This window comes from Mesorhizobium sp. WSM3224 (assembly GCF_000427725.1).
Lineage (GTDB): Bacteria > Pseudomonadota > Alphaproteobacteria > Rhizobiales > Rhizobiaceae > Mesorhizobium.
The window spans coordinates 162596-187565 of the sequence record NZ_ATYO01000008.1 but is presented as its reverse complement, the minus strand read 5'-3'; the positions used below and the strand labels follow the sequence as shown (position 1 = coordinate 187565).

Here is a 24970-nt window from a genome sequence, read left to right as displayed (position 1 = left end):
GTCATGTCATTTGGGCGAGTGTGCCCTGCGCACGTCGCGCGGCGTTTGGCCAATCTCGCGGCGCATCCAATGCGCCAGATGTGACTGGTGCGCGAAGCCCGTCAATGCCGCAACCTCGCTTGTGCTGAGGTCGCCTCGCCGCAGCAGAACGCGCGCCCGTTCCACGCGACGTCGCAACACGTAGCGATGCAAGGTGACGCCCATCGCCGCCTTGAACCATGTCCGCAGGTGCGAACTGCTCGCGCCGGCGACTCGGCTCAGTCGATCAATCGAAAGCGGCTCGTGGAGAGCGGTCTCGATGTGCTCCAGGACACGCTTGAGCTGGATGTCCGACAACCGGTCCATTCGAACCAGGTCTGAACCATCGAGGCCAAGCAGCCTCACCGCAAGCGCGGCGCCAATGCTGTCGGCAAACAAAGGGCCACTCGGCGCGTCTGCATTGAGATCGCTCTGCAGTGCTCGAGCGAGATGTTGGATACGCTGGTCGCGAAGCAGATGGCGCATCTCGAGCCGCGATGCTCGCGCCCTGTCGCCAAGTTCCGCGGCGACCCTTTCCATCAAGGCCGGCTGCAAGACGATCTCCATCGTGTCGAAAGGGGTTTCAGCCTCGAAACCGCCCTCCTCGCCAGCCGGCACCAGGTCGATATCGCCAGCGCGCCTGACGAAATATCGCCCGACCTGATTGCAGTAGGAACGCGTCGCGGCGCTTCGGCTCGTGAGAACGACATCATGGCCTTCTTCGCCAAGCAGGCGGGCCGTCTCGCGTCCAACCGGGCCCGCACCGACAACAACATAAAAACTCATGGCAACCGTAGCTATGGTTTCTCGGCATATTGAAGCGGGCGTCTATCGACTGCCCCGGGCGCCACACCATCGCATCATGGTGCATGCAAGCGTCGGACGGGGACCGGGCCGGAGCGAATTGCGGACGCATGCTCTCTCTATTCATGGCAAAACCTGCTCAAGATTTGGCAATTCCCGCGCGATTTTCAACGCCGCGAACTTGTACTTCCGCCTCTCCTCAAGCTTGGAAGAGAGGTCGGTTCGAACGCGTTGCGGAACGTGCGGGCCATACAGGCCGACGCCACGGATGCTTCAGAACTGCCGCGTATCTGCCGAGGCGCCGATGCCATTTTCATGTGCGCCATGGCCACATATCATCGGTGGCCAACCGACTTTTTCCCGATAATCGACGGCACCGTGCGCGCCGCGGAAGCGGTAGGCGCGAAACTCATCGTGCTCGGAAACCTCTATGGCTATGGGAAAAATACCGAGAGTCCGCTTCGCCCCGACATGCCTCTCGACCCGAGTTCGAAGAAGGGAACCGCCAGGACGATTATGTGGCAGCGGGCGGTCCGTGCCAGCGTACCGGCGATCGAAGTACGGTCCAGCGACTATCTCGGACATGGCGCGATCAGCTACTTCTCACTGGTCGCGCTGCCCTCCATCATCGAGAGCAAGCCTGTCGCCTTCATCGGAGACCTCGACGCGACTCATGCCTGGACCTTCACCAAGGACGTCGCCAGGACACTTGCCGCGGCCTCTCGCTACACGGGTGAATGGGGACGGGCACTTCATGTCCCCTCCCAACACGCCTCACCCCGCGAGCTCATTCGGAGGACCGCGGCGATGCTCGGACGGGAGATTTCAGAGACACGCTCCTATTCCGTCCCCGAGATGGAAGCGCTGGGCATGCATGAGCTCATCGAGATGAGGTACCTCTTCGAGAGCCCCTTGCTGGTTGATTCCTCAGACGCCGAAGCGCTTTTAGGCGTGAAGGCAAGCAGCCTTGAAGCGATGATCGCCGACACGCTCCGTGATCATCTCTAAGCCCTGCGTCAGGGGCATCTTCCGCATCTGAAAAAGCCCGCCCCTTTCGGAGCGGGCTGGAGACGGCGGGCCGGACTGGAGGTCAGACGGCCCGCAAGGGTTCTTGTTCTATTCGAGATAACCGGACGGATCGACCGGGGCCGAGTTCTTGCGCACTTCGAAGTGCAGCTTCGGCGAGTCGGTGGTGCCGCTCATGCCGGACAGCGCGATCTCCTGGCCGCGCTTGACCTTCTGGCCGCGCTGCACCTCGATCGAGCTTGCGTGGCCGTAGACGGTGACCAGGCCGTTCTCGTGCCGCACCAGAACGGTGTTGCCGAACTCCTTGAGGCCGTCGCCGGCATAGATGACGACGCCGTTCTCAGCCGCCTTGATCGGCGTTCCTTCCGGCACCGCGATGTCGACGCCGTCCTTGCCGGAGCCGAAGCCGGAGATCACCCGGCCGCGCACCGGCCAGCGCATCTTGCCGATGCCGGTCGCGTCGGGCGCCACCGCGTCGTCATCCTCGGCCTGCTGGATGACCTTGGCATCCTTCTTCGGCGGCGTGTAGGAGGCAAGCGTCTCGGTGTTCTTCGCCGGCGGCTGCGTCGTTGCCGTCGTCACCGGATCGACCGCAGCAGGCTTGGCCGCGGCAACAGTGCCGCCGGCCGGGACCTTGAGTGTCTGGCCGATCTTGAGCAGCCCGGCTTGCATGCCGTTGGCCTGCTTCAGCGCCACGACGCTGACGCCGGTCTTCCTGGCGATCGACGACAGCGAATCGCCCTGCTGGACAGTATAGGTGCCTCCAGCGCCGGCCGGCTTGGCCGCAGCTACCTGCGGCGCGGGTTTGGGGTTCTTGGAACCCGCGGCCGCCGCCGACGTATCGACCTGGGCAGCCGACTTGCCGTCCTTGATCTTCGGCTGCTGCGGCAGCACCGCGACCTTTTCCGGCGCGCCGGCAGGCTGCTTCGGGGTATTCACCGGCTTGCCCTCGGCGACCTTCGGCTCCGCCTTGCTCGAATAGGCATAGGCGGGGATGACGATCTTCTGGCCGCTGCGGATGCCCTTCTTCGGATCGATCCCGTTGACCTTGGCGATGGCGTCGGCCGGCACGTGGTAGTGCGCCGCCAGGCCCGAAAGCGTTTCGCCATCCCGGACCACGATTTCGGTCGCGTGCGGCGTGGCGCTTGCATTGCGCACGGCATCGGGCTCGGCGGTCTTGAACGGCTTGGCCGGCGCGACGGTGCCGGTGGTCGCCCTGTCGACATGCGGCGCGGGCGCAAGGGCTGGAGCCGGGGCAAGGGCGGGAGCCGAAGCGGTGCGCATCGGCTTGACGGAAGCCGGCGCCGATGGAGGCGGCAGCTGCTGGGCCGTGACCGGGTCGAGGCTGGAGCGGCTCACCGACTGGGTGTGAGTGCGGTCGACCGGCGCAGGCGCGGCCGTGTCGCCCGGATAGGGCTGGTCGGCATTCTGCTTGTTGATGATGGCGCGCTGATTGTTGGTGGATGACGTGAAGACGTCATCGACACCGTTGAAACGCATCGACTGGGAACTGCACCCGGCCGCCGCGCCCGCAATCATGAGCACCGCGCAACCGCGCGCCAGATTGCGTCTGTTTGCCTTCAAGTGATTGAATTGCATCGCACTAACCCGCACAGACCCGGTACAAACTGGCCATGATTAAAGCGCGTTAATGTTACTGGCCGGTTAACCCATTAGAATCCGGCGAAAATTTTCTTAAAATATTTGGGCCGGCGTCGGGGCGAGCTGAGATTCAGGTCAGGCCGGCATCACCTGAATATCGGCTTGCCCTAGATCACCGCAGCGACGCTGCGCAGTATCGGCTGTAGCCTGACCATGCCGATGTCCTCGCGCTCGAACCGGCTGCCGACCTTGGTGAGCTTGGCCAGCACCTGCTCACCCTCCTCCGGGCCCATCGGAGCGATGACAATGCCGCCGCTCGACAACTGGTCGAGCAGGAAGCGCGGCAGGCTTTCGAAGGCCGCCCAGGCGACGATACGGTCGAACGGCCCTTCGTTGGGCAGGCCATTGGAACCGTCGGCCTGGCGGACGATGACGTTGGTTATGGCGAGCGCCTCGAAGCGCTGCTTTGCCTGCTCGGTCAGGGTCTTGTAGCGGTCGATGGTGATGACGCGCGCGGCAAGCCTCGACATGACCGCGGCCGTGTAGCCCGAGCCGGTGCCGACCTCGAGCACGCGGTTGCCCGGCTCGACCTGGAGCGCGGCGATCACGGCCGCCTGCAGATCGGCGCCCTCGATCGCCTCGCCGCATTCGATCGGCAGCATGCCGTCCGACCAGGCGATCGCGTGGAACTGGGCCGGCAGGAAACCGCGCCGCGGCGTCGCCTCGAAGGCGGCGACCAGCGCCTTCGGCGCCGTACCCCTGCCCCGCAGCCGCAGCAGGAAAGCGGCGAACCCTTCACGGTCGTCGATGGCCATGTTCATGCCAAAACCTCATTCATGACAACGCCTTGGTCAGTTGGTCGCGGAGTTCATGGGCGGTGAGGTCGAGTTGCAGCGGCGTCACCGACACCAGCCGGTTGCGCAGCGCGTGGAGGTCCGTGCCTTTCTTGCCTTCGACCGGCTCGCGGCCGAAGCGCAGCCAGTAATAAGGCAGGCCGCGCCCGTCGCGCCGTTCATCGACCCACAGGCTATGCACCAGCTTGCCCTGTGCGGTGACGACGGTGCCTGCCACCTCGTCGGGCGCGCAGTTCGGGAAATTGACGTTGAGCAGCACACCTTCCGGCAGCGGCGCCGCGATCAGCTTCTTCAGAAGCGCCGGTGCCAGCGCCTCCGTCGTCTCGTAAGGAACGACGCGGTCCTCGCCGACATAGGAATAGGCCTGGCTCACCGCGATCGAGCGCACGCCGAGCAGCGCGCCTTCCATGGCGCCCGCCACGGTGCCGGAATAGGTCACGTCGTCGGCGATGTTGGCGCCGGAATTGACGCCGGATAGGATGAGGTCCGGCGGTCCGGGCAGGATCTTTTTCGTGCCCATGATGACGCAGTCGGTCGGCGTGCCGCGCACGGCGTAATGTTTCTCGCCGATCTTGCGCAACCGTAGTGGCTCCGAGATGGACAGCGAATGCGCATAGCCCGACTGGTCCTGCTCCGGCGCGACCACCCAGACATCATCCGACAGCGTGCGGGCGATGCGTTCCAGCGACGCCAGCCCCTCGGCGTGGATGCCGTCATCATTGGTCAGGAGAATGCGCATGGATTCACTTCGGACCGATCTTGGCGAGACCACCCATGTAAGGCCGCAGCACTTCAGGAATGGTTACGCTGCCATCCTCATTCTGGTAGTTTTCGATGACAGCTATGAGAGCGCGGCCGACGGCTGTGCCCGAGCCGTTGAGCGTGTGCACGAAGCGGTTGCCCTTGCCGTCCTTGTCCTTGTAGCGGGCATCCATGCGCCTGGCCTGGAAATCGCCGCAGACCGAGCAGGACGAGATTTCGCGATAGGCGTTCTGGCCGGGCAGCCAGACCTCGATGTCATAGGTCTTGCGCGCGCCGAACCCCATGTCGCCGGTGCAGAGCGTCATGGTGCGGAACGGCAGGCCGAGCCGCTTCAGCACTTCCTCGGCGCATTGCGTCATGCGCTCATGCTCGGCGATCGAGCTTTCCTGGTCGGTGATCGAGACCAGCTCGACCTTGTAGAACTGGTGCTGGCGCAGCATGCCGCGCGTATCGCGGCCGGCCGAGCCCGCTTCCGAGCGGAAGCACGGCGTCAGCGCCGTGTAGCGCAGCGGCAGTTTTTCGTGCGCGGTGATCTCTTCGCGTACTAGGTTGGTCAGCGGCACTTCGGCCGTGGGGATCAGGCCCAGGCGCCCATCACCATGCGGCGTGAAGAACAGGTCTTCCTCAAATTTCGGCAGCTGGTTGGTGCCGAATAGCACCTCGTCGCGCACCATCAGCGGCGGGATGATCTCCTCATAGCCGTGCTCGGTCGTGTGCAGGTCCAGCATAAACTGGCCGAGCGCGCGCTCCATGCGCGCAAGCTGGCTCTTCAGCACCGTGAAGCGTGAGCCCGACAGCTTCGCCGCCCGCTCGAAGTCCATCATGCCGAGCGCTTCGCCGATCTCGAAATGCTCCTTCACCCAGTTCGGGCGCGTCGGCAACTCGCCGATGATGCGCTTGACGACATTGTCGTGCTCGTCCTTGCCGACCGGCACGTCGTCCAGCGGCACGTTGGGCAGCACCGCGAGCGCGTCATCCAGCGCCTTGTCGAGCTCGCGCTCGCGCGCCTCGCCATTCTGGATGAACGCCTTGATGTCGCCGACTTCGGCTTTGAGCTTTTCGGCAAGTGCCGCATCGCCCGAACGCATGGCGTTGCCGATCTCCTTGGAGGCCGCATTGCGGCGCTCCTGCTTGACCTGCAACTCGCTGAGATGCGAACGCCGTGCCTCGTCCCTGGCGACCAGATCGTCGACCGTGGACTGCGCTTCGTCCGCCGACCACGAGCGCTTCACCAGCGCCTCCACAAGGGCCTTCGGGTTATCGCGAATCCATTTGGTATCAAGCATGGTCGATCCTCAAAAGTAAGGATCGAGGGCGTAAACCGCATCCGCCATCGATGCAAGACGGCGGCTATGCGGGCTGCCGCGATTTTCCCGGCTTGACCGGCTCTGGCTAGGTCGAGGAGGCGTCCGGCGTATCGCTCGCGACCGACCCCCCCGCCTCCGCCTTTTCGCGCGCCAGGCGGTCGCGTGCCTGGCTACGTTCGATCATGCGCGACGACCAGATGGCGACTTCGTAGAGAATGATGGTCGGAATAGCGAGGCCGCACTGGCTCATCGGGTCGGGCGGCGTCAGCACCGCGGCGACGACGAAGGAAAGCACGATCGCCCATTTGCGCTTTTCGGCCAGCGCCTGCGACGACAATATGCCGACGCGCGTCAAGAGGCTGGTCACCACCGGCAGTTGGAACACCAGGCCGAAGGAGAAGATCAGCGTCATGATCAGGCTGAGATATTCCGACACCTTCGGCAACAGCGAGATCTGCACCTGGTCATTGGTGCCTGTCTGCTGCATGGCCAGGAAGAACCACATCACCATCGGGGTGAAGAAGAAATAGACCAGCGAGGCGCCCATCAGGAATAGGATGGGCGACGCGATCAGGAACGGCAGGAAGGCGCTGCGCTCGTTCTTGTAGAGGCCCGGCGCGATGAACTTGTAGATCTGCGTGGCGATCAGCGGGAAGGCGATCACCATGCCGCCGAACATGGCAAGCTTCACCTGCGTGAAGAAGAATTCCTGCGGCGCGGTGTAGATCAGCTCGACCTTGTGCGGGTCGAGGCCTGCCCACTGCGTCGCCCATTTGAACGGTACGACCAAAAGGTTGAAAAGCCGCTTGGCGAAGAAGAAGCAAACGAGGAAGGCGACGAAAAAGCCGCCCAGCGACCAGATAAGGCGGCGGCGCAGCTCGATGAGATGTTCGATCAGCGGCGCCGACGATTTCTCGATTTCTTCCTTTTCCTTGTCCGAAACGCTCACTTGGCGGCTCCCGCCGTCTTCTTGGCGTCAGTTGTCTTCCTGGCGGCCGGCTTCTTCGCGGCAACGGGCTTTGTCTTGGTCGTGGGCGCCGCCGCTTTGGCCGGAGCCGGCGCGGCGGTTTCCGAAACGGGTGCAGTGACGGACGCGTCGGTCATGGCCGGAAAGGTCGGCGCCGCCGGGTTGATCTCGGTTCCGTTGATGCCGGGCATGTCCGTCGCACCATTCTTGAGCGACTCGGCGGCCTGCGGCGTCTCTGCCGCCGGCGCCGCCGGATCGGTGGCCGGCTTCGGCTTCATCATCGTATCGACGCCTGCCCGCACATCGGCGGCGGCCTGCTCGAACGGATTGAGCTGCTTGCGCACCTCGTTCATCGGATTGAGGCCGCGAAGACTGTCGATCGAACTCTTCACGTCATCGAGTTCGGCTTCCTTCAATGCTTCGTTGAACTGCTTCTGGAAGTCGCCGGCCATGGCGCGCAATTTCGCCGCGGTGCGGCCGAAGGTGCGCAGCATGTTGGGCAAATCCTTAGGCCCGACGACCACGATCATGACGACCGCGATCACCAGCAGCTCGCTCCAACCGACTTCGAACATGGCAATCTATTCCGACGAGTGCATGCCGCCCAAAAATGCGAAGCGGTTTTGGGACAACGGCCTACTCAAAGCAACAACCGAGATCAGCTCTTGCTGACCTTTTCCTTGGCCGGCGAAACAGTCTCGTCAGCGCGATGCTCGACGGTACGCTTGTCGTCGGCGTCGTCGTCAGCCATGCCCTTCTTGAAGCTCTTGATGCCCTTGGCCATGTCGCCCATCAGTTCCGGGATCTTGCCACGGCCGAACACCAGAAGCACGATGACCAGCACGATCATCCAGTGCCAAATCGAAAATGAACCCATAGCCAATCTCTCTCGAATGTTTTCCCTGGCGTTGATCTATGCGTTTTCGCTCGGGGATTCAAACACAACCGCCATGAAGTTGATAAAATGGCTAGCGGATGTCACGCACTTTCAGCGTGAGCGTCTTGCTACCAATCCGCGCAGTCTCTGCTAATAGACCATTCGCGGCGATTTGATAGTCAGTCGTCGGTGACGCGTGGCGTCAGCAGCCCGAGTTCCTCGAGGTCGATATCAGTCAGCGCGTCCTCGTCCTCGGCGAGCGCGTCGGGATCGGCCGGCGGCACCGGCATCGAGAAATTGGCCGGCATGCGCGTCGACAGCAGTCCTGCGCCCTTCAGCTCTTCCATGCCGGGCAGATCGCGGATTTCCTCCAGCGCGAAATGGTCGAGGAAAGCATCCGTGGTGCCATAGGTCACCGGCCGTCCGGGCGTACGGCGGCGACCGCGCATCCTGACCCACTCCGTTTCCAGGAGCGTGTCGAGCGTGCCCTTCGACGTTTCGACGCCTCTGATGTCCTCGATCTCGGCGCGTGTGACCGGTTGGTGATAGGCAATGATCGCCAGCACTTCGAGCGCCGCGCGAGAGAGCTTTCTTTGCTGGACGGAGTCCCGGCTCATCAGGAAAGCCAGGTCGCCGGCGGTGCGGAAGGCCCAGGCATCGCCGACCCGCACCAGGTTGACGCCGCGCTTGGCATAGATTTCCTGCAGGTCGGCCATTGCCGCGGCGATGTTGACGCCGTCCGGCAGGCGCGCGGCAAGCTGCTTTTCGCTCACCGGCTCGGCACTGGCGAAAATGATCGCCTCGGCCATGCGCACGGCCTCCGACAGCTGCAGCCGCTCGGCGGGGTTCTGGGGGGAGCCCTGCTCGGCCATCTCTTCTTCCGGTTCGTCATCGACCTTGAACGGGATCACCGAAGCGTTGGCGCGTTCGCTCATGATACCACCTCGACTGCCCTGACCCCTTGCGCGCGGCCGCGCAGATAGATCGGCGCGAACACCTGATCCTGCCGCACTTCCAAACTGCCCTCACGCACCATTTCGAGCGTCGCCGCGAAGGAACTGGCCATCGCCGTGCGCTTCTCTTCCGGCGCCGCCAGATACTCGATCAGAAAGCTGTCGAGCGTGGTCCAGTCGCTGACGGTGCCGATCAGCCTTGCCAGCACCTCGCGCGCATCCTTCAGCGACCACACGGCGCGCCGGGCTATCGTCACGTTGTTGATCGCCTGCTTCTGGCGCTGCTGCGCATAGGCGGTGAGCAGATCGTAGAGCGAGGCCGAAAAGCTGTTGCGCTTCTCGATGATGACCATTTCCGGCATGCCGCGCGCGAAGACATCGCGGCCGAGACGGTTGCGGTTCACCAGGCGTGCCGAGGCGTCGCGCATGGCTTCAAGACGCTTCAGCCGGAATTGCAGCACCGCCGCCAGTTCCTCGCCGCTTTCGCCCTCCTCGCCCGGCTGCTTCGGGATCAGCAATTTCGACTTCAGGAAGGCCAGCCACGCCGCCATCACCAGATAGTCGGCGGCAAGCTCCAGTCTGAGCACCCGCACCTTCTCGACGAAGGCCAGATACTGCTCGGCTAAAGCCAGGATCGAAATGCGCGCCAGATCGACTTTCTGGTTGCGGGCAAGATGCAGCAGAAGATCGAGCGGACCTTCGAAGCCCGCCACGTCGACGACCAGCGACGGGTCGCCGGTCAGGCGTGAATCGTCGTTCTCGGCCCACAGACGGTCCATCGGTGCGGCCTTCGCGGCCTTGCTTTCCAATGTCTCCGCCACTTGCCTTTCGTCCCTTCGGTTCAGGCCACCGCTTCGAAATAGGTGGCAAATTCAGCGCGTATCGCCATTTCGTCGGCGACATCGCGGTTCTTTATATAGGTCAGCGCCCGCTCGGCGCGCTGCAAGGACTTGCCGGACAGCGCCGTGGTGCGCGACGCGATCCCGGACATCTCCTCGAAAACGCCGTTGCAGTGAAGGACGAGATCGCAGCCCGCCGCAAGGATCGAGGCCGCCTTTGTCGGGAAATCCCCAGAAAGTGCCTTCATCGAGGTGTCGTCGCTCATCAGGAGCCCGTCAAAGCCGATTTCGCCGCGGATCACTTGATTGACGACCTTGGCGGAAGTCGTCGCCGGATTGTCGGGGTCGACGGCGCTATAGACGACATGCGCTGTCATCGCCATCGGCAGTTGGTTGAGCGCCTTGAACGGGGCGAAATCATGCCGGCGCAGCTCCTCGATTGGTGTATCGACGGTCGGCAGCGCGAAATGCGTGTCGGCAAAGGCGCGGCCATGGCCGGGAATATGCTTCATCACCGGCAGCACGCCGCCCGACATCAACCCCTCGGCCGAAGCCCGGCCAAGCTCGATCACCGAATTGGGCTCCTTGCCATAGGCGCGCGCGCCGATGACGTCGCTGGCGCCTTCGATCGGCACGTCGAGCACCGGCAGGCAGTCGGCGGTGATGCCCAGGCGGGAAAGATCGAAGGCATGCAGCCGCGCCATCAGCCAGGCGGCGCGGCGGCCGGCCTCACGATCGTCGCGCCACAATGCGCCAAGCGCGCCGCCGGCCGGATAGTTCGGCGCCAGCGGCGGACGCAGGCGCTGCACCCTGCCGCCCTCCTGGTCGATGAAGACCGGAGCGTCCGGGCGACCGACACAGTCATGCATAGCGGCCACCAGGTCGCGGATTTGTCCGGCCTCGCCGATGTTGCGTGCAAACAGGATGAAGCCCCACGGACGTTCGTCGCGATAGAAGCGGATTTCGTCCTCGGTGAGGGATTTCCCGGCGCAGCCGAGGATCATGGATTTTGATTCGCTCATGCTCGCAAGCTTAAGGCTTTGGCCGGGCAAAGGGAATCACCCCTGGCCTCGCACCAGCCAAAGCCCACAACCGTCCACAACGAAAAGCCGGCGCGGCCTTAGGCGACGCCGGCTCTTTAGAAGCTGAAATCGATCAGCGCGATACGAAGCAGTTGCCGCCGGCCGCCTTGTAGCTGGTGCAAAGCGCGATCGCATCGTTGCGCGACTGGGCCGGAACACGGACGCGATAGAAGGTGCCCTTGCCCGCGACCTCGGCCTTGACAATGTTGGCGGTCCGGCCGGAGAGCACGCCGCCATAGCGGCGCTGCAGGTCCTGATACGTCGACTGCGCGCTTTGGACCGTCGGCTGCGAGGCGATCTGCATCGACCACGAGCCGCCGCCGGCCGCTACCGCCGGATCGATGGAAGCGACCTGGTCCGGCTTGACCTCGCCGACGATATCGACCGGCTGGTCGGACGGGCGTGCCGGCGCCACAGGCACCGTTGCCGGTGTGTTGGCCGACTGCGCCTTGGCTTCGGTCTTCTTCGCGGGCTTCACCGGCTTGACTGCCGGTGGCTCGGCCTGGTCCGCGTCGGAAGCCACGGTGCCCGTCTGCTGGCCATCGGAGGCCGCCGCGACATGCTGCGGCGCCGGATCGCTCGGCTCGGCCGCTGCGACTTTCGGCGGCGCGGCTGGAGCCGGGTCCTCACGCGCCACCAGCGAGCCGTCAGGCTTCACCATCATGGTCTTCACCTTGCGCGGTGCGACGGCTACGACGTCGTTGTTGGCGGTGTTGTCGGCATCCTGCTGCAGCACCTGGGCGATGCGGTCTTCCGACTTCGGCGCCGGCGCTGCGGGCTGCGCGCTTTCCGGCGCGGCCGCCTGGGTGTCGCGAGCAGGTACGGCCGTTTGCGCGACGCCGGGCAACGCTGCGTCAGGACTGTCGGCGGTATTGGCGCCAGCCGAAGCGTCGGTATCGCTGGGTGAAAGATCGACCACCCGGCTCGGCGGCGGTTCCTTCGATGCCAAATCCACGGGTTGCTCGGTGGTGTTCACCAGCTTCTGCTGCGCCGGCTCGGCGGGCTTGGCCGCGCCACTACCCTTGGCCACCGCGTCATAGACCTTGTTGTCCTGGTTCGGCACCACCGCGCCGCCCGGATTTTCGGGCTTCACCTTGATCGGCGAATTGTCGGCCTTGACGATCACCGGAGCCTCGCTGCCGCCTTTGCCACCGAAGGAGAAGGCAAGCGCACCAAGGCCGCCGAGAACCACCACGGCACCGACGAGCCCCGCGATCATCATACCGCGCCGGCGCGGCTGTGCCGCCTCGCGCTCGCCGAGCCCGGGGATAGCCATCGCTTCTTCGAGATCGGGATCGTAGTCGAGCTCGTCGGCAGCGAAACCGTCCGACTGCGAAACCGGCCGGCTGCCGGGCAGGTCGTCAGCGTCGTGATCGTTCGCCACGGCAAACGCAGCCGGGGCCACCGGAGCCGCCTGGGCCTCGGAACGCAAGTCGCGACGGTCATAGCCGTTGAAGCCCGCATTGTAGGATTCGTCACCATAGCCCCGGCTCTGTGCGGGCGCCGATGCGATCTCAGTCGCGTTCATGTCGGTGAGCAGGCTGGCGAATTCCGCATCGAGATCGTCGTATGCGGCTGCGGCCGGCTGGTCCTCTTCGAAGCTGAGCTCCGGAATGTCGAGGTCGTCGGCGAGCGCGACCACGCGCTCCGGCACATCGACGGTCTCTACATCCGGCATGTCGTCATGCTGGTGGGTTTGCGGCGCAGGCGCCTGCGCCGGCTCGGCATAGGCGGAATAATCCATTGCCGGCTCGCTGCGATAGGCAGGCGCTGCCATCTGCAACGGCGTCGAGGGCGCCGGCTGCGCGGCAAACGAAGCTTGCACTGCGGGGGCTGTAGTCGGGGTCGAACGGCCCCACGACTTTGTCTGCTCGACGGACGTTGAATGCAGCCAATCGGACGAATTTTCCAGAGACTTCGCCCTGGCGGCGGCCTCTTGCTCGGCCTCGATACTCCGGTCGAAAGCCGCACCGAAAGCGTCGTCGTCGAAATCGACACCCAGCTCGGCACCGGAAGGTTCAGCCTTGGCCGACGTTGCAAAATCCTGCTGATCGAGCTCGCTGGCGAGCAGGTCGTCCAGGCTGCCCTCGGCTGGCTGGACGCCCTGGCCGCTCTGCACCGGCTCGTGTTCGTCGAGATCCCAATCGAGATTGTCGGCCTCGGCCTTCTCGCTTTCATAGCTGGCAGGTTGCGCAACCAGCCGTGGCGCCGGAGCAGGCTCCTTGACTGTCGGCATCGGCCGCGCGGTCATGGCGCCAAGCAGCGCATTGAGCTCATCTTCCAGGCTGCGCTCGCTGGCGGCAGGCTTTGCCGGCTCGACGGCAGCGACCGGCGGAACCGGAGCAGCGACGACGGGAGCCGGCTCGACCGCGGCCGCACGCACCGCCGAGGACTCGACGGCCGGAGCTTGCGGCTCCTCGCCCAGCGCATCGCGGAAGCTCAGTTCGAAATCGTCATCAAGAGACAGCGCGGCGGCAAGATCAGGCTCTGCAAGCTCGGGCTCAACGGCCAAATGCTCCGTCTCGATCGGCGCCATCGGTGCCGGCTCGTCGTCGATCGACAGCTCCGGCTCTTGAACATCCTGATCCTGGCCAAGATCCTGGCCGAGATTGATGTCGACATCGGTCATCGCCTGGTCGAACTGACCGGCAAAATCTTCTTCGGAAATCAGCGGGGCGGCCGCCTGAGCTTCAACCGGCTCGACGGACTGCGCATCCTGCTCCGGCTCTTGGCTCTCAAACTCTTCGCTATCAAACTCTTGGCTCTCAAACGACAGCTCGTCTTCGAGCGACATCTGGACCGCGTTGTCGAAATCGGCGTCGAACGCCCCTTCGCTCGCGGCCTGCACCGCTTCGGCGGCACCCTGGTGGGCGTCAGCCGGCTCGTGATAGTCGAGGTTGGCCGGCTCGTGATGGTCGAGCTGGAAATCCTGGTCCAGCGAAGCCGCCATTTCCTGATCGATCGGCAGATCGTCTTCGAGCGGCGAGACATCGAGCGAACTTGCGACCGCCCTGTCGAAATCATCGTCAAACGCGACTTCCGGCTCGACTGCCGGTTCCGGCGCGACTTGGGGCGTCGGCAAGACTTGCGGCGCCAGAGCGAAATCCGGTTCCGGTGCGCGAGCCACGGCGAAGTCGGCATGATCGGCCGCGTCGTCGAAGACGAAATCCTGTTCGAAGGACGCGGTCAACTCGTCGTCATTCGCGGCGACGCTGGCAGCCTCGAAGGCCGGCTCATTGCTGATCTGATGCAGGACAGCCTGCTGAGCCACCGGCGCGCTTTCCTCGACGGAATCGAATTCGCCCATCAACTCCTTCTCGAGGTCGATGTCGAAATCGCCTTCCTCGGCGCCATGATTAGCCGGCACGGCTTTCTCGGCCTCGGGGGCCGGCTGCCTGACGGGCTGGCGCGGATCGAAACCCATGATCCGGGTCAGCTCCGCGAACGGATCGTCGTCGGCGATATCGTTGTGGTCGGTTACTTTCAGCGGGGTTCTGTCTGCCATTATTGTTCCCGAACTCGCACACAGTCGGACGCCATGGACGTCGCGCAGGGTTGGCCCTTACCAGCGCAATGTGGGCAAAAGGTGACAGGTTTTTTAGTTAAACCTAACGCATTTCGGTGGGCGCGTCTGCCCCGATCAGCGTCAGGCCGGAAGTCAAGACATCCGAAACAGCCTGCACCAGCCCTAGTCTGGCATAGGTTGATTCTCGGTCGTTAACCTTAACAAAACGTAAGTCCGGGTTGTCGTTGCCGCGATTCCACTGTGCGTGGAAGCCGGAAGCCAGATCGTAGAGGTAGAATGCGAGCCGGTGCGGCTCCAGCGAAAGCGCGGCGGATTCGATCAGCCGGGGATATTCAGCCAGCTTCCGGATCAGCGCGATTTCGCCTTCGTCGGTCAGCGCCGCCACGGAGGCCGTGAGCCGGTTGCGATCGAAGATCGCCTCGCCAAGCTGCTCGCTCGCCTGCCGGAACACCGAATGGCAGCGCGCCGAGGCGTACTGGACGTAGAACACCGGATTGTCTTTCGACTGCTCCGTGACCTTGGCGAAGTCGAAATCGAGCGGCGCGTCATTCTTGCGGTAGAGCATCATGAAACGGATCGGGTCGCGGCCGACCTCTTCCACCACTTCGCGCAAGGTAATGAAATCGCCGGACCGTTTCGACATGCGCACCGGTTCGCCGTCGCGGAACAGCTTGACCAACTGGCAAAGCAGGACCGTCAGCTTGACCGTATCGCCGGCAACTGCCCGCGCTAGCGCCTCAAGCCGCTTCACGTAACCGCCATGGTCGGCGCCGAGCACATAGATCAGGTCGACGAAGCCGCGCTCGACCTTGTCCTTGAGATAGGCGACGTCGGCGGCGAAATAGGTGAACGAGCCGTCCGATTTGACCAGCGCCCGGTCCATGTCGTCGCCGACCGCGGTCGAGCGGAAAAGGGTCTGCTCGCGGTCTTCCCAGTCGTCGGGCTTCTCGCCCTTCGGCGGCGGCAGCTTGCCTTTGTAGATATGTCCTTTGAGTGTCAGGTCGGCGATTGCAGCCCGGATCTTCTTGGCATTGTCGGCATGCAGCGTGCGCTCGGAGAAGAACACGTCGTGATGCACGTTGAGCAGCGCCAGATCGTCACGGATCATCGCCATCATCGCATCGACGGTGCGGTCCTTGACGATCGTCAGCGCTTCCTCTTCCTGCATCTCGAGCAGGCCGCGGCCGAACTCCTTGACCAGTTCCTGGCCGACGGGGACCAGATAGTCGCCCGGATAGAGTCCGGACGGGATCTCGCCGATGTCCTCGCCAAGCGCCTCGCGATAGCGCAGCAATGCCGAGCGGCCGAGCACGTCGATCTGCGAGCCGGCATCGTTGATCACATATTCCTTGGTCACGTCGTAGCCGGCGAAGGACATCAGATTGGCTAAGGCGTCGCCGACCACGGCGCCGCGGCAATGGCCGACATGCATGGGGCCGGTTGGGTTGGCCGAGACATATTCGACATTGGCCTTGCGGCCGCCGCCGATACTCGAGCGGCCATAATTGCGCCCCTCGCCGAGGAGTGCTGCCAGATGCCTGTGCCAGAACGCGTCCTTGAGCCTCAGATTGACAAAGCCCGGCCCGGCGACATCGGTCGATGCGACATCGACGTCGGCGCGGATCGCTTCGGCCAGTTTCTCGGCAAGCGCGCGCGGGTTCTGGCCGGTAGGCTTGGCCAGCACCATCGCCGCGTTGGTGGCGAGATCGCCATGGCTTGCATCGCGCGGCGGCTCGACGGTGACGCGCGACAGATCCGGTGACACGCCATCCTTGTCCCTCAGGTCAAGGGCTTCGACGGCCTTTATGATCCGCGCGTTGAAATCGGCGAAGATATTCATCGGAACTGCTCTGGGCTTTAAGAGGCGACCGGATCGATGGCCGGCAAAATCGAGGCTCGCCCTAGCTCAAATCGGGCGTATGGTCAAACAGACGCCGATGTTCCTTGAGCGCATAGGTGTCGGTCATGCCGGCAAGGAAGTCGGTAACGCTGCGCGCCTTGATACGATCCTCGGCCCGGTCGAGCCCTTCGCGCCAGCCATCGGGCATGGCGCGCGGATCGGCGAAATAGACGTCGAACAGCTGGCGCACGATCCGCTCGGCGTCGGCCCGCACACGCATGACTTCCGGGTGCCGGTAAAGATGCTTGTAGAGGAAAGCCTTCAACTCCTTCTCCGCCGCGGCCATGGCGGCCGAAAACGTCACCAAGGTCTCGCCGGCCATCCGCACCGCATCGGCGCTGTCCGGTTTGAGGCGTTCGATATTGGCGGTGGTCGATGCGATGACATCTTCGACCATCATCGTGATCTGCCGTCGCATCAGCTCGTGACCGGTACGCACGTCATCAAGCCCGGGATACCGCTCACGAACGCCCCTCAGGATCGAGCCGGGCAGGCCGACGCCTTGCAGCATGTCCAACGTCAGCAAGCCGGCGCGCAGGCCGTCGTCGATGTCATGCGTGTTGTAGGCGATGTCGTCGGCGATCGCGGCGCACTGCGCCTCGATGCCGGCGAAGCGGTCGAGCTCAAGGTCGTGCAGTTCCGAATAATCGCGAATCGCCTGCGGCACCGGCCCCTTGAGCCCCTTGCCGCTCGCATCGGCCAACGGACCGTTGTGCTTGACCAGCCCTTCCAGCGTTTCCCAGGTAAGGTTCAGCCCGTCGAACTCGGCATAGCGCCGCTCGAGCCGCGTAACCACGCGCAGCGACTGCGCGTTGTGGTCGAAGCCGCCCCATGCGGCCATCTTTTCGTTGAGCGCATCTTCGCCGGTATGGCCAAACGGGGTGTGGCCGAAGTCATGCACCAGAGCGACGGCCTCTGCCAGATCCTCGTCGCCGCGCAGCGCCCGTGCCAGGGCGCGCGCGATCTGGGCGACCTCGATCGAATGCGTCAGCCGTGTGCGGTAGTGGTCGCCCTCATGTGCGACGAAGACCTGGGTCTTGTGTTTCAGCCGGCGAAAGGCAGTGGAATGGATGATGCGGTCGCGGTCGCGCTGGAAGGGCGTGCGGGTCGGACTCTCGTCCTCCGGGAACAGGCGTCCGCGTGAGCGCGCCGGGTCGCTGGCAAAGGCGGCGCGCGGCCGATAGCCGAACCCGATGTCGCCAAGAGCACCCTTGCCCTGCCGCTCGTCCATTGATCCACCAGTTGACTTGGCCACGCCCGCTTCATACCTATCATGTGAAACCGAAAGCAAGGTGACGCCGATGGGCGCGGATGCCAAGACTGCCATGAAGGTCGAAATGACCGATGCCGCGGCAAAGCGGATCGCCAGGATCGTTGCCGGCGAACCGGGCAAGACGGCTCTGCGTGTCTCTGTCGAAGGCGGTGGCTGCTCCGGCTTTTCCTACAAATTCGATCTCGTCGCAGGTGCGAATGATGACGATGTCGCCATCGAGAAGGACGGCGCGACCATCCTGATCGACGACCTGTCGCTGGTCTATATGGGCGGCTCGGTGATCGACTTCGTCGACGACCTGATGGGCCAGTCCTTCCAGATCAGGAACCCGAACGCGGTCGCCTCCTGCGGCTGCGGCACCAGTTTTTCCATATGAAGATATGAAGTCGCTTCTCGAGGGCAATGAGGATCCAAGGTCGGTTCTTATCGCTCGCGAGATAGGCGCAATTTCCGATGCCGACATCATTAACTGGGCGAACCGTCACGCGGCGCCGCAAAGCTACGCCGAAGATATCGACTATTTGTGGCTTGTCCGATGCAACTCACGAAATGCCACTACCCTTGGGAGGGCCCACGGCCATCTGAGATCGCTGATCAAGCGGCTTTTTCCCGATTTCAGCGATACTTCTATGGAGGCCAGTGAAATAGCGCGCGAGATGTTCCTCCGACGCCTGCGCACCTACTTAAAGGACGACGTCGACCCCTTCCACGTCTGCCGAATGGTTGCTCCCATCGAGGGTCGATACGAATTCCCGCATTGGCTTGGCGATCTCTATAGCGCTTGTGACTGGACGGATGAGCACACGACGCGCGAGCAGGCACCGCATCTTAGGGATGCAATCCAACGAATACTCGCAGACAACACCGAGAACCTGGCAAACGGGGGTTTTTGAAAATGCCTGCCATTGGCGCGGTCCGACAGGTCGCGCTGTCGGCTGGGCGCGATCTCGATGCAACGCTTGCCTTCTGGCAGGGCGTCCTCGGCATGAAGGTGCATGCGCGCTACGATCCGCCAGGCATCGCCTTCATCCTGGCCGGTGATGTGCGCCTGCTCTTCACCGACGGCGTTCCGGCTGGCACTGTCTATCTCGATATTGCCGGGCTGGAAGCCTTCCACGCGGAGGCGAAAGCCGCCGGCGTCCCCTTCACCGCGCCGCCGACGCTCGTCCATCGCGATACCGACGGCCGGTTCGGTCCGGCGCGGGAAAGCGAATGGATGGCCTTTCTAAAGGACCCCGCAGGCAATACGATCGGCCTCGTCGAACGCCTTCCGTCAGAACCGCATTGAGGTTGCCATGAAGATCGTCACCTGGAACATCAACGGCGTTCGCGCCCGCATTGGCAACCTCACCCACTGGTTGACCGAGAGCGCGCCGGACATCGTCTGCCTGCAGGAGATCAAGACGGTCGACGACCAGTTCCCGCGCGCCGAGATCGAGGCGCTGGGCTATAATGTCGAGACCAACGGCCAGAAGAGCTTCAACGGCGTCGCCATCCTGTCGAAGCTTCCCTTCGACGAGGTCAATCGCGGCCTGCCGGGCGACGATGCGGATGACCATGCCCGCTTTATCGAAGGCGTCTTTTCGACCGACCAGGGCGCCTTGCGCGTCGCTTCGCTCTATCTGCCGAACGGCAACCCGATCGACGATGAGCGGAAGTTTTCTTACAAGCTTGCCTGGATGGCCAGACTGGAGCGCTGGGCGGAGGAACGGCTGCGCCTCGAAGAGGCGCTGGTGCTGGCCGGCGACTACAATGTCATTCCGGAACCTGCCGATGCCCGTTTTCCCGAAAACTGGCTGGGGGACGCGCTGTTCCAGCCGCAGACGAGGCAGGCCTTCCGCCGGCTGAAGAATCTCGGCTTCACCGAAGCGGTGCGCTCCGTGACCGACTCGGCCGGCGTCTATACCTTCTGGGATTATCAGGCCGGCGCCTGGCAGAAGAACAACGGCATCCGCATCGACCACCTCTTGCTCTCACCGGAGGCCGCCAACCGCTTCTCGTCGGCCTCGGTGGAAAAGCATGTCCGCGCTTGGGAAAAGCCTTCCGACCACGTGCCGGTCGCGATCGATCTCAGCCTGCGGCCGGCCTGAGAAGTTCAGGCTTCCCTGGACCCTGATATCGCCACAAATCCCGTTTTTGATGCGGGTTGCTGTGGGGGTTGAATGGCGATCCGATTTCTTTTCTGGCCGGTCGGCCTTGCTTTGGCGCTTGCCGTGGCGACGCCATCGCTGGCGGCTCCGACCTGCCTTGCCAATGGCAAGTCTTACAATGTCGGCGAGACGGCGTGCCTGACACTGGCCGGCGAGAGCCATCTCGCCCGCTGCGACATGGTCCTCAACAACACGTCCTGGACCAGGATCAAGGACCAATGTCCGGGAGAAGCGCCAAAACCGCACCCGACATCGCTCTCAACCCCGACGCCCGGCCCAACGCCAACGGAGCCGAGCGAGAACTGAGGCGCTGCCGATCTCGCCCATCCAGGTTGCGCTATACACAAACCTTCTGTGGCAGGTGTGACTGATCGGGCCTCTGCTTGATTGCCACGTGGTTCCCCCAATCCGTCGCTGCTTCGCAGCGCCACCTTTCCCCCTCCGGACGGAAAGGAAGGGAGCATTGCTGGACGGAGCGTTGACGGCAAAAAGCTTGGCGCCTTCCTCTACCCCGTCGATCGGGGGAGAGGTGGCTCGGCGAAGCCGAGACGGAGTGGGGGTTGACCAGCGCTACACTAGACAATGCATGCGCCAAGCTACCACGCACGCTATCGCCAAACCTGCGCTCACTGGTCGCCGTTATTGCCCTTGGTCAGGATGTCGTCGGCGAGCGAGATCGCGGTCCGGCGATCGGCCTCGCCGGCCGCGGCGAAAGCCTCTTCCTGCATGTTGCGGATCCAGGGCTGGTCGGCCACCGGAGCCCGCTGCAGCGCCGCCGTCATCATCGCCAGGCCGCGCACGACTTTGCCGCTCTGGAACAGAAGATTGCCGAGCGTCGCCTGCGCGCCGGCATGGCCCTTCTCGGCCGCCAGCTGCAGCCAGCGGCCGGCCTGCTTGACGCTGGCCTTCACGCCGCCCTCGCCCTTGAGGAACATCTGGCCGATCTCGAACTGGGCGTTCGGGTTGCGGTAGTTGGCGGCGGCGCGCATGTAATATTCCTGCGCGGCGACCTCGTTTTCCTCGACCGGGCTGCCTGGAATGCCTTTGCGCAGATAGTCGCCGAGCGCGACAAGCGCGTCCGAGACATAGCTTTCCTCCGGCGAGCCGGGCTCGACATCCTGGTCGACGATCTCCGAGAAGAACTTGAAGGCCGCATAGTCGTCGCGCGCCACTCCGTCGCCTTGGGCATACATGCGCGCAAGCTTCCAGGTGGCGCCGATCTGGCCATTCTCGGCGGCATATTTATAGGCCTCGACCGCCTGGTCCTTGTGGCCGTTCTTGTAGGCGGAAAAGCCGAACTGGAACACCGCCCACGGACTCGACTGCGGCTTCACGCCGGTCTTGTCGTCGAACACCTTGTCGTCGAAGGCCATGGCCTGCCCGGCGGCTCCCAAGGTCGCAATCGCGACCAGTGCCGGCAAGACAAACGACCTCAACACCTCAGATGTCCGCATAGCAGTGCGTTTCTTTGGCGGCACCCGGATGGGTCACCGCGCCATCGCGGGCCGACCCTACGGTCTGCGCATATTTCCAGATCGCGCCGGACTGGTAGTCGGTCTTGCGCGCCTTCCAACTCTTTGCCCGGGCCGCCAGCTCGGCGTCCGACAGGGCCACTTCGATCGTGCCTTTCAGGGCGTCGATCGAGATCACGTCGCCATCCTTGATCAGCCCGATCGGTCCGCCGACCGCAGCCTCCGGCCCGACATGGCCGATGCAGAAGCCGCGCGTGGCGCCGGAGAAGCGTCCGTCGGTGATCAGCGCCACCTTGCCGCCCATGCCCTGGCCGTAGAGCGCCGCCGTCGTCGACAGCATCTCGCGCATGCCCGGACCGCCGCGCGGCCCCTCATAGCGGATGACGAGAACCTCGCCTTCAAGGTAGTTGCGCTGCGTGACCGCTTCGAAGCACTCCTCTTCCGAATCGAAGCAGCGCGCCGGGCCTGTGAATTTCAGCTCCGACATGCCCGCGACCTTCACGATCGCGCCTTCGGGGGCAAGGTTGCCCTTCAAGCCCACAACGCCGCCTGTCTTGGTGATTGGCCGATCGGCGGGACGCACAACATCCTGGCTCTCATTCCAGGAAACGTGCTCCATATTTTCGGCCAAAGTGCGGCCAGTGACCGTCATGCAGTCGCCATGCAGATAGCCGTGATCGAGCAGCGTCTTCATCAGCAACGGAATGCCGCCGGCCTCGAACATGTCCTTGGCGACATATTTGCCGCCCGGCTTCAAGTCGGCGATATAAGGCGTCTTCTCGAAGATCGCCGCCACGTCGAACAGGTCGAACTTGATGCCGGCCTCATGCGCGATCGCCGGCAAATGCAGCGCCGCGTTGGTCGAACCGCCGGTGGCTGACACGACAGTCGCGGCATTCTCCAGCGCCTTCAGCGTAACGATGTCGCGCGGCCGGATGTTCTTGGCGATCAGTTCCATGACCTTTTCGCCGGAGGCGAAATTGAAGCGGTCGCGCATTTCGTATGGCGCCGGCGCGCCGCAGGAATAGGGCAGCGCCAGGCCGATTGCTTCAGCAACGGTCGCCATGGTGTTGGCGGTGAACTGGGCGCCACAAGAGCCGGCCGAAGGACAGGCAACCTGCTCGATCTCGAGCAGCTCGGCATCGGAGATTGCGCCGACCGAATGCTGGCCGACCGCCTCGAACACGTCCTGCACCGTGATCTGCCGGCCGCGATAGCTGCCGGGCAGGATCGAGCCGCCATAGATGAAGATCGACGGCACGTTGAGGCGCACCATCGCCATCATCATGCCGGGCAGCGACTTGTCGCAGCCGGCAAGCCCGACAAGGGCGTCGTAGCAATGGCCGCGCATTGTGAGCTCGACCGAATCGGCAATCACCTCGCGCGACACCAGCGACGACTTCATGCCCTGGTGGCCCATGGCAATGCCGTCGGTGACGGTGATGGTGCAGAACTCGCGCGGCGTGCCGTTGGCGGCCGCCACGCCCTTCTTGACCACTTGCGCCTGGCGCATCAGCGAGATGTTGCAGGGCGCCGCCTCGTTCCAGCAGCTGGCGACACCGACGAGCGGCTGCGCGATCTCGGCCGCCGACAGGCCCATGGCATAGAGATACGAGCGATGCGGCGCGCGTGCCGGACCTTCGGTCACGTAGCGGCTGGGCAGCTTGGCCTTGGAGATTACCTTGGCGTCCATCATCGTCCTTGCCGCACACCCCGCGGCCGGTCCCATCGCCGGGCCAAACTGGCGCGCATCCCGAGACCTCTCCGGGTTGCTCCGGGTTTATGGCGGGAAATGGGCGGTTCCCTCGGCCTGACCTTTAGCGCGGGGGTTGTTCATAAACTGTTGCCAAAACATCACAATCGTATGAGGCGCCGGTTGCGCGGCGAATCTGCAACAGCGAGCGGAGAGACGAGGCCAAAGCATCAGTCACACAACGAAAAAAGGCCGGGCGATGCCGGCCTTTTCGTTGAATTTTCCGAAACTTAGAACTTGATCTTGATTCCACCAGAAAGCGCCGTGACCAGATCGTTGCCGACGTCATAGGTAGCGTCTTCGCCCGCGACGAAGCCATTTTCGTCGGTAAGCGTTCCAGAATGGCCGCTGGTCATAACGCCGATAGCACCGGCCAAGCGAAGCTCGATGTTTGGCCGAGGCGTGTAGGCAACACCGCCGCCGAGAGTCCAGGTATCAGTTTGGACCCCATAGCCATGCGAGGTGCCGCGATCCCAAGTAAGTTGGCCGGCAGCACTCCATTCGTCATTGAATTTGTGGCCAATGCCGCCCGAAACAGTCCAGCCGTCACGATACATCAGGTCCAGCGAAGTCGGCCTGATAGCCGGGTTCGTCACTCCACTGTTGCAGGCGGCACCTAGCGCCTTCGACTGCTCTGTACAAATCGGAACAATCTGCAGAACGCTCCAATTCACCCATTTAATCGAGCCGAAAGCGAGCCAGCCGGGCGCGATGCCCGACTGCAGTTTCAGTTCGAGCGAGTCCGGCATGGACTCGGTTGGACCGTAGATCGGGGTGGAGACGATGCCACCGATGTCCAAGGTGCCGGTAATGTTGTCGAGCTTCACCTGCGAATTGTAAACCAGGCTAGCGCGCAATGCGATGTCTGGGATTTCATACGCGATGCCCGCACGCCACCCCCAACCGCTGCTGTCAAGATCGACACGCCCGACCATGGGGCCAAAGCCGATGTCGGTTAGACCTTCCTTGAAGCCGTAGACCTTCTGGTAGAAGACACCGCCGAGGAACCGAAGCTGGCCTTTGCCCGCGTCAAACTTGTAGGAGCAGGTCGCGGCGTAGTTGTCGCTCTTGATGTCAGTTTCAATGTTCGAAACCGCGCCGTTCCAGTTACTACCCGGCGCAGTATGTGCACCCCAAGGCTGTGAGTAGTCGACCATGCAGTCGACGCCCTGGACAACCTGGGCTTTGACGCCGATGCGCGGCACCCAATAAGGCTCCGCTCCATCTGCCGTGCTGCTCAAGCCTAGATTGACGCCTCCCGGACCAAGTGCATTCTTGTACTTGCGGTCCGGCATCACATAGGTCGCTTCCGCTTCCGTCGCGACCGGCGCCGGATCGAACAGCAGATCGATGTCGTAGCCGCCGCGCTCCAGGCCGCCGGCATGCGCGGGATGCACCGCGGCGCCGATCAGGGCGATCGAAAAGCAGCCTGCCCCCGCCAGAGCTTTGAGCCGCAAAATGTTCATGGAAATCCCTCCCCGAAATACAAGTGGCTCAAGCTAGAACCAATTCGGGTTAACGACGCAACAATGTTTTCAAGGGCTGTACATGTACATCTTGACAGGGCGTATTTTTGCCGTGGTGACCGGCGCCGCAATCAGCGCCTAAATCGCGACAACCGATGCCAAACGGTCGAAGAAATCCGAAAAAACCACCCAAAACAGGGCAAAAATAGTCGATTTTAGGGCTGAGAGGCCCCATTGTTACATTATGGCAACAATGGGCGCAAACTTTCCGTTTACGTCAAAATTAACGTAGCGGCACGCCTGTTTTCGAGGCAGCTAACGTACCGGAAAGCGCCTCTC

22 protein-coding genes and 1 pseudogene are annotated in these 24970 nt (G+C 63.4%); 6 read left to right on the top strand and 17 right to left on the bottom strand.

Annotated elements, in window-relative coordinates:
* Window positions 1-6: 6 nt before the first annotated feature.
* A pseudogene (locus YU3_RS36650) lies at window positions 7-708 on the bottom strand (AraC family transcriptional regulator); the annotation flags it as partial.
* Window positions 709-1053: 345 nt separating this feature from the next.
* Here YU3_RS36650 and YU3_RS36645 point away from each other — a divergent pair.
* A complete protein-coding gene (locus tag YU3_RS36645; RefSeq protein WP_348631175.1) occupies window positions 1054-1830 on the top strand; it encodes an NAD-dependent epimerase/dehydratase family protein in 777 nt (258 codons plus the stop codon).
* Window positions 1831-1938: 108 nt separating this feature from the next.
* Here the strand turns inward: YU3_RS36645 and YU3_RS0116340 are convergent, their stop codons facing one another.
* From YU3_RS0116340 to YU3_RS0116275, 13 genes are all read right to left on the bottom strand, one after another.
* Window positions 1939-3447 carry a LysM peptidoglycan-binding domain-containing M23 family metallopeptidase gene (locus YU3_RS0116340; protein WP_027167265.1) on the bottom strand — a complete coding sequence of 503 codons (1509 nt, stop codon included), beginning with the start codon at window positions 3445-3447 and terminating at the stop codon, window positions 1939-1941.
* A gap of 170 nt (window positions 3448-3617) precedes the next feature.
* A complete protein-coding gene (locus YU3_RS0116335; protein WP_027167264.1) occupies window positions 3618-4271 on the bottom strand; it encodes a protein-L-isoaspartate(D-aspartate) O-methyltransferase in 654 nt (217 codons plus the stop codon).
* A gap of 13 nt (window positions 4272-4284) precedes the next feature.
* Window positions 4285-5043 (bottom strand): 5'/3'-nucleotidase SurE, encoded by a 759-nt coding sequence (gene surE / locus YU3_RS0116330; RefSeq protein WP_027167263.1) that lies wholly within the window; start codon window positions 5041-5043, stop codon window positions 4285-4287.
* 4 nt (window positions 5044-5047) lie between these two features.
* Window positions 5048-6352, bottom strand: a complete 1305-nt coding sequence (serS, locus tag YU3_RS0116325; protein ID WP_027167262.1) for a serine--tRNA ligase — start codon at window positions 6350-6352, stop codon at window positions 5048-5050.
* Window positions 6353-6458: 106 nt separating this feature from the next.
* Window positions 6459-7322, bottom strand: a complete 864-nt coding sequence (gene tatC, locus YU3_RS0116320; RefSeq protein WP_027167261.1) for a twin-arginine translocase subunit TatC — start codon at window positions 7320-7322, stop codon at window positions 6459-6461.
* A complete protein-coding gene (tatB, locus tag YU3_RS36640) occupies window positions 7319-7915 on the bottom strand; it encodes a Sec-independent protein translocase protein TatB (RefSeq protein ID WP_036258665.1) in 597 nt (198 codons plus the stop codon). The genes tatC and tatB overlap by 4 nt, the downstream gene beginning before the upstream one ends.
* Window positions 7916-7998: 83 nt before the next feature.
* Complete coding sequence (locus YU3_RS0116310; RefSeq protein ID WP_027167260.1) at window positions 7999-8217, bottom strand: twin-arginine translocase TatA/TatE family subunit; 219 nt, start codon at window positions 8215-8217, stop codon at window positions 7999-8001.
* A 179-nt stretch (window positions 8218-8396) separates the two neighbouring features.
* The gene (gene scpB, locus YU3_RS0116300; RefSeq protein ID WP_027167259.1) at window positions 8397-9152 is read right to left on the bottom strand and encodes an SMC-Scp complex subunit ScpB; all 756 of its coding nucleotides are present in this window, start codon (window positions 9150-9152) and stop codon (window positions 8397-8399) included.
* Window positions 9149-9949 carry a ScpA family protein gene (locus YU3_RS0116295; RefSeq protein WP_051333970.1) on the bottom strand — a complete coding sequence of 267 codons (801 nt, stop codon included), beginning with the start codon at window positions 9947-9949 and terminating at the stop codon, window positions 9149-9151. Before YU3_RS0116295 ends, scpB begins: the two co-directional genes overlap by 4 nt.
* A 62-nt stretch (window positions 9950-10011) precedes the next feature.
* Complete coding sequence (nagZ, locus tag YU3_RS0116290) at window positions 10012-11031, bottom strand: beta-N-acetylhexosaminidase (RefSeq protein ID WP_027167257.1); 1020 nt, start codon at window positions 11029-11031, stop codon at window positions 10012-10014.
* Window positions 11032-11164: 133 nt separating this feature from the next.
* On the bottom strand, window positions 11165-14596 hold the full coding sequence (locus tag YU3_RS0116285; protein WP_027167256.1) for an SPOR domain-containing protein: 3432 nt from the start codon (window positions 14594-14596) through the stop codon (window positions 11165-11167).
* Window positions 14597-14699: 103 nt separating this feature from the next.
* Window positions 14700-16457: an arginine--tRNA ligase gene (argS, locus tag YU3_RS0116280; RefSeq protein WP_027167255.1), complete on the bottom strand. Its 1758-nt coding sequence runs from the start codon at window positions 16455-16457 to the stop codon at window positions 14700-14702.
* A 61-nt stretch (window positions 16458-16518) separates the two neighbouring features.
* Window positions 16519-17748 carry a deoxyguanosinetriphosphate triphosphohydrolase gene (locus YU3_RS0116275; RefSeq protein ID WP_027167254.1) on the bottom strand — a complete coding sequence of 410 codons (1230 nt, stop codon included), beginning with the start codon at window positions 17746-17748 and terminating at the stop codon, window positions 16519-16521.
* Between the two features lie 70 nt (window positions 17749-17818).
* Between YU3_RS0116275 and erpA the strand changes: the two genes are divergently transcribed.
* From erpA to YU3_RS0116250, 5 genes are all read left to right on the top strand, one after another.
* Window positions 17819-18166, top strand: a complete 348-nt coding sequence (gene erpA / locus YU3_RS0116270; RefSeq protein ID WP_027167253.1) for an iron-sulfur cluster insertion protein ErpA — start codon at window positions 17819-17821, stop codon at window positions 18164-18166.
* 4 nt (window positions 18167-18170) lie between these two features.
* Window positions 18171-18683 carry a hypothetical protein gene (locus YU3_RS0116265; protein WP_027167252.1) on the top strand — a complete coding sequence of 171 codons (513 nt, stop codon included), beginning with the start codon at window positions 18171-18173 and terminating at the stop codon, window positions 18681-18683.
* A gap of 2 nt (window positions 18684-18685) precedes the next feature.
* Window positions 18686-19078: a VOC family protein gene (locus YU3_RS0116260; protein ID WP_027167251.1), complete on the top strand. Its 393-nt coding sequence runs from the start codon at window positions 18686-18688 to the stop codon at window positions 19076-19078.
* 7 nt (window positions 19079-19085) lie between these two features.
* Window positions 19086-19880: an exodeoxyribonuclease III gene (gene xth, locus YU3_RS0116255; RefSeq protein WP_027167250.1), complete on the top strand. Its 795-nt coding sequence runs from the start codon at window positions 19086-19088 to the stop codon at window positions 19878-19880.
* Between the two features lie 72 nt (window positions 19881-19952).
* Complete coding sequence (locus YU3_RS0116250) at window positions 19953-20246, top strand: hypothetical protein (RefSeq protein ID WP_027167249.1); 294 nt, start codon at window positions 19953-19955, stop codon at window positions 20244-20246.
* A gap of 320 nt (window positions 20247-20566) precedes the next feature.
* Here the strand turns inward: YU3_RS0116250 and YU3_RS0116245 are convergent, their stop codons facing one another.
* The 3 genes from YU3_RS0116245 to YU3_RS0116235 form a co-directional block, all read right to left on the bottom strand.
* Window positions 20567-21394 carry a tetratricopeptide repeat protein gene (locus YU3_RS0116245; RefSeq protein ID WP_027167248.1) on the bottom strand — a complete coding sequence of 276 codons (828 nt, stop codon included), beginning with the start codon at window positions 21392-21394 and terminating at the stop codon, window positions 20567-20569.
* Window positions 21381-23105: a dihydroxy-acid dehydratase gene (gene ilvD, locus YU3_RS0116240; RefSeq protein ID WP_027167247.1), complete on the bottom strand. Its 1725-nt coding sequence runs from the start codon at window positions 23103-23105 to the stop codon at window positions 21381-21383. Before ilvD ends, YU3_RS0116245 begins: the two co-directional genes overlap by 14 nt.
* A gap of 290 nt (window positions 23106-23395) precedes the next feature.
* Window positions 23396-24631: an OmpP1/FadL family transporter gene (locus tag YU3_RS0116235; RefSeq protein WP_027167246.1), complete on the bottom strand. Its 1236-nt coding sequence runs from the start codon at window positions 24629-24631 to the stop codon at window positions 23396-23398.
* Window positions 24632-24970: the final 339 nt, after the last annotated feature.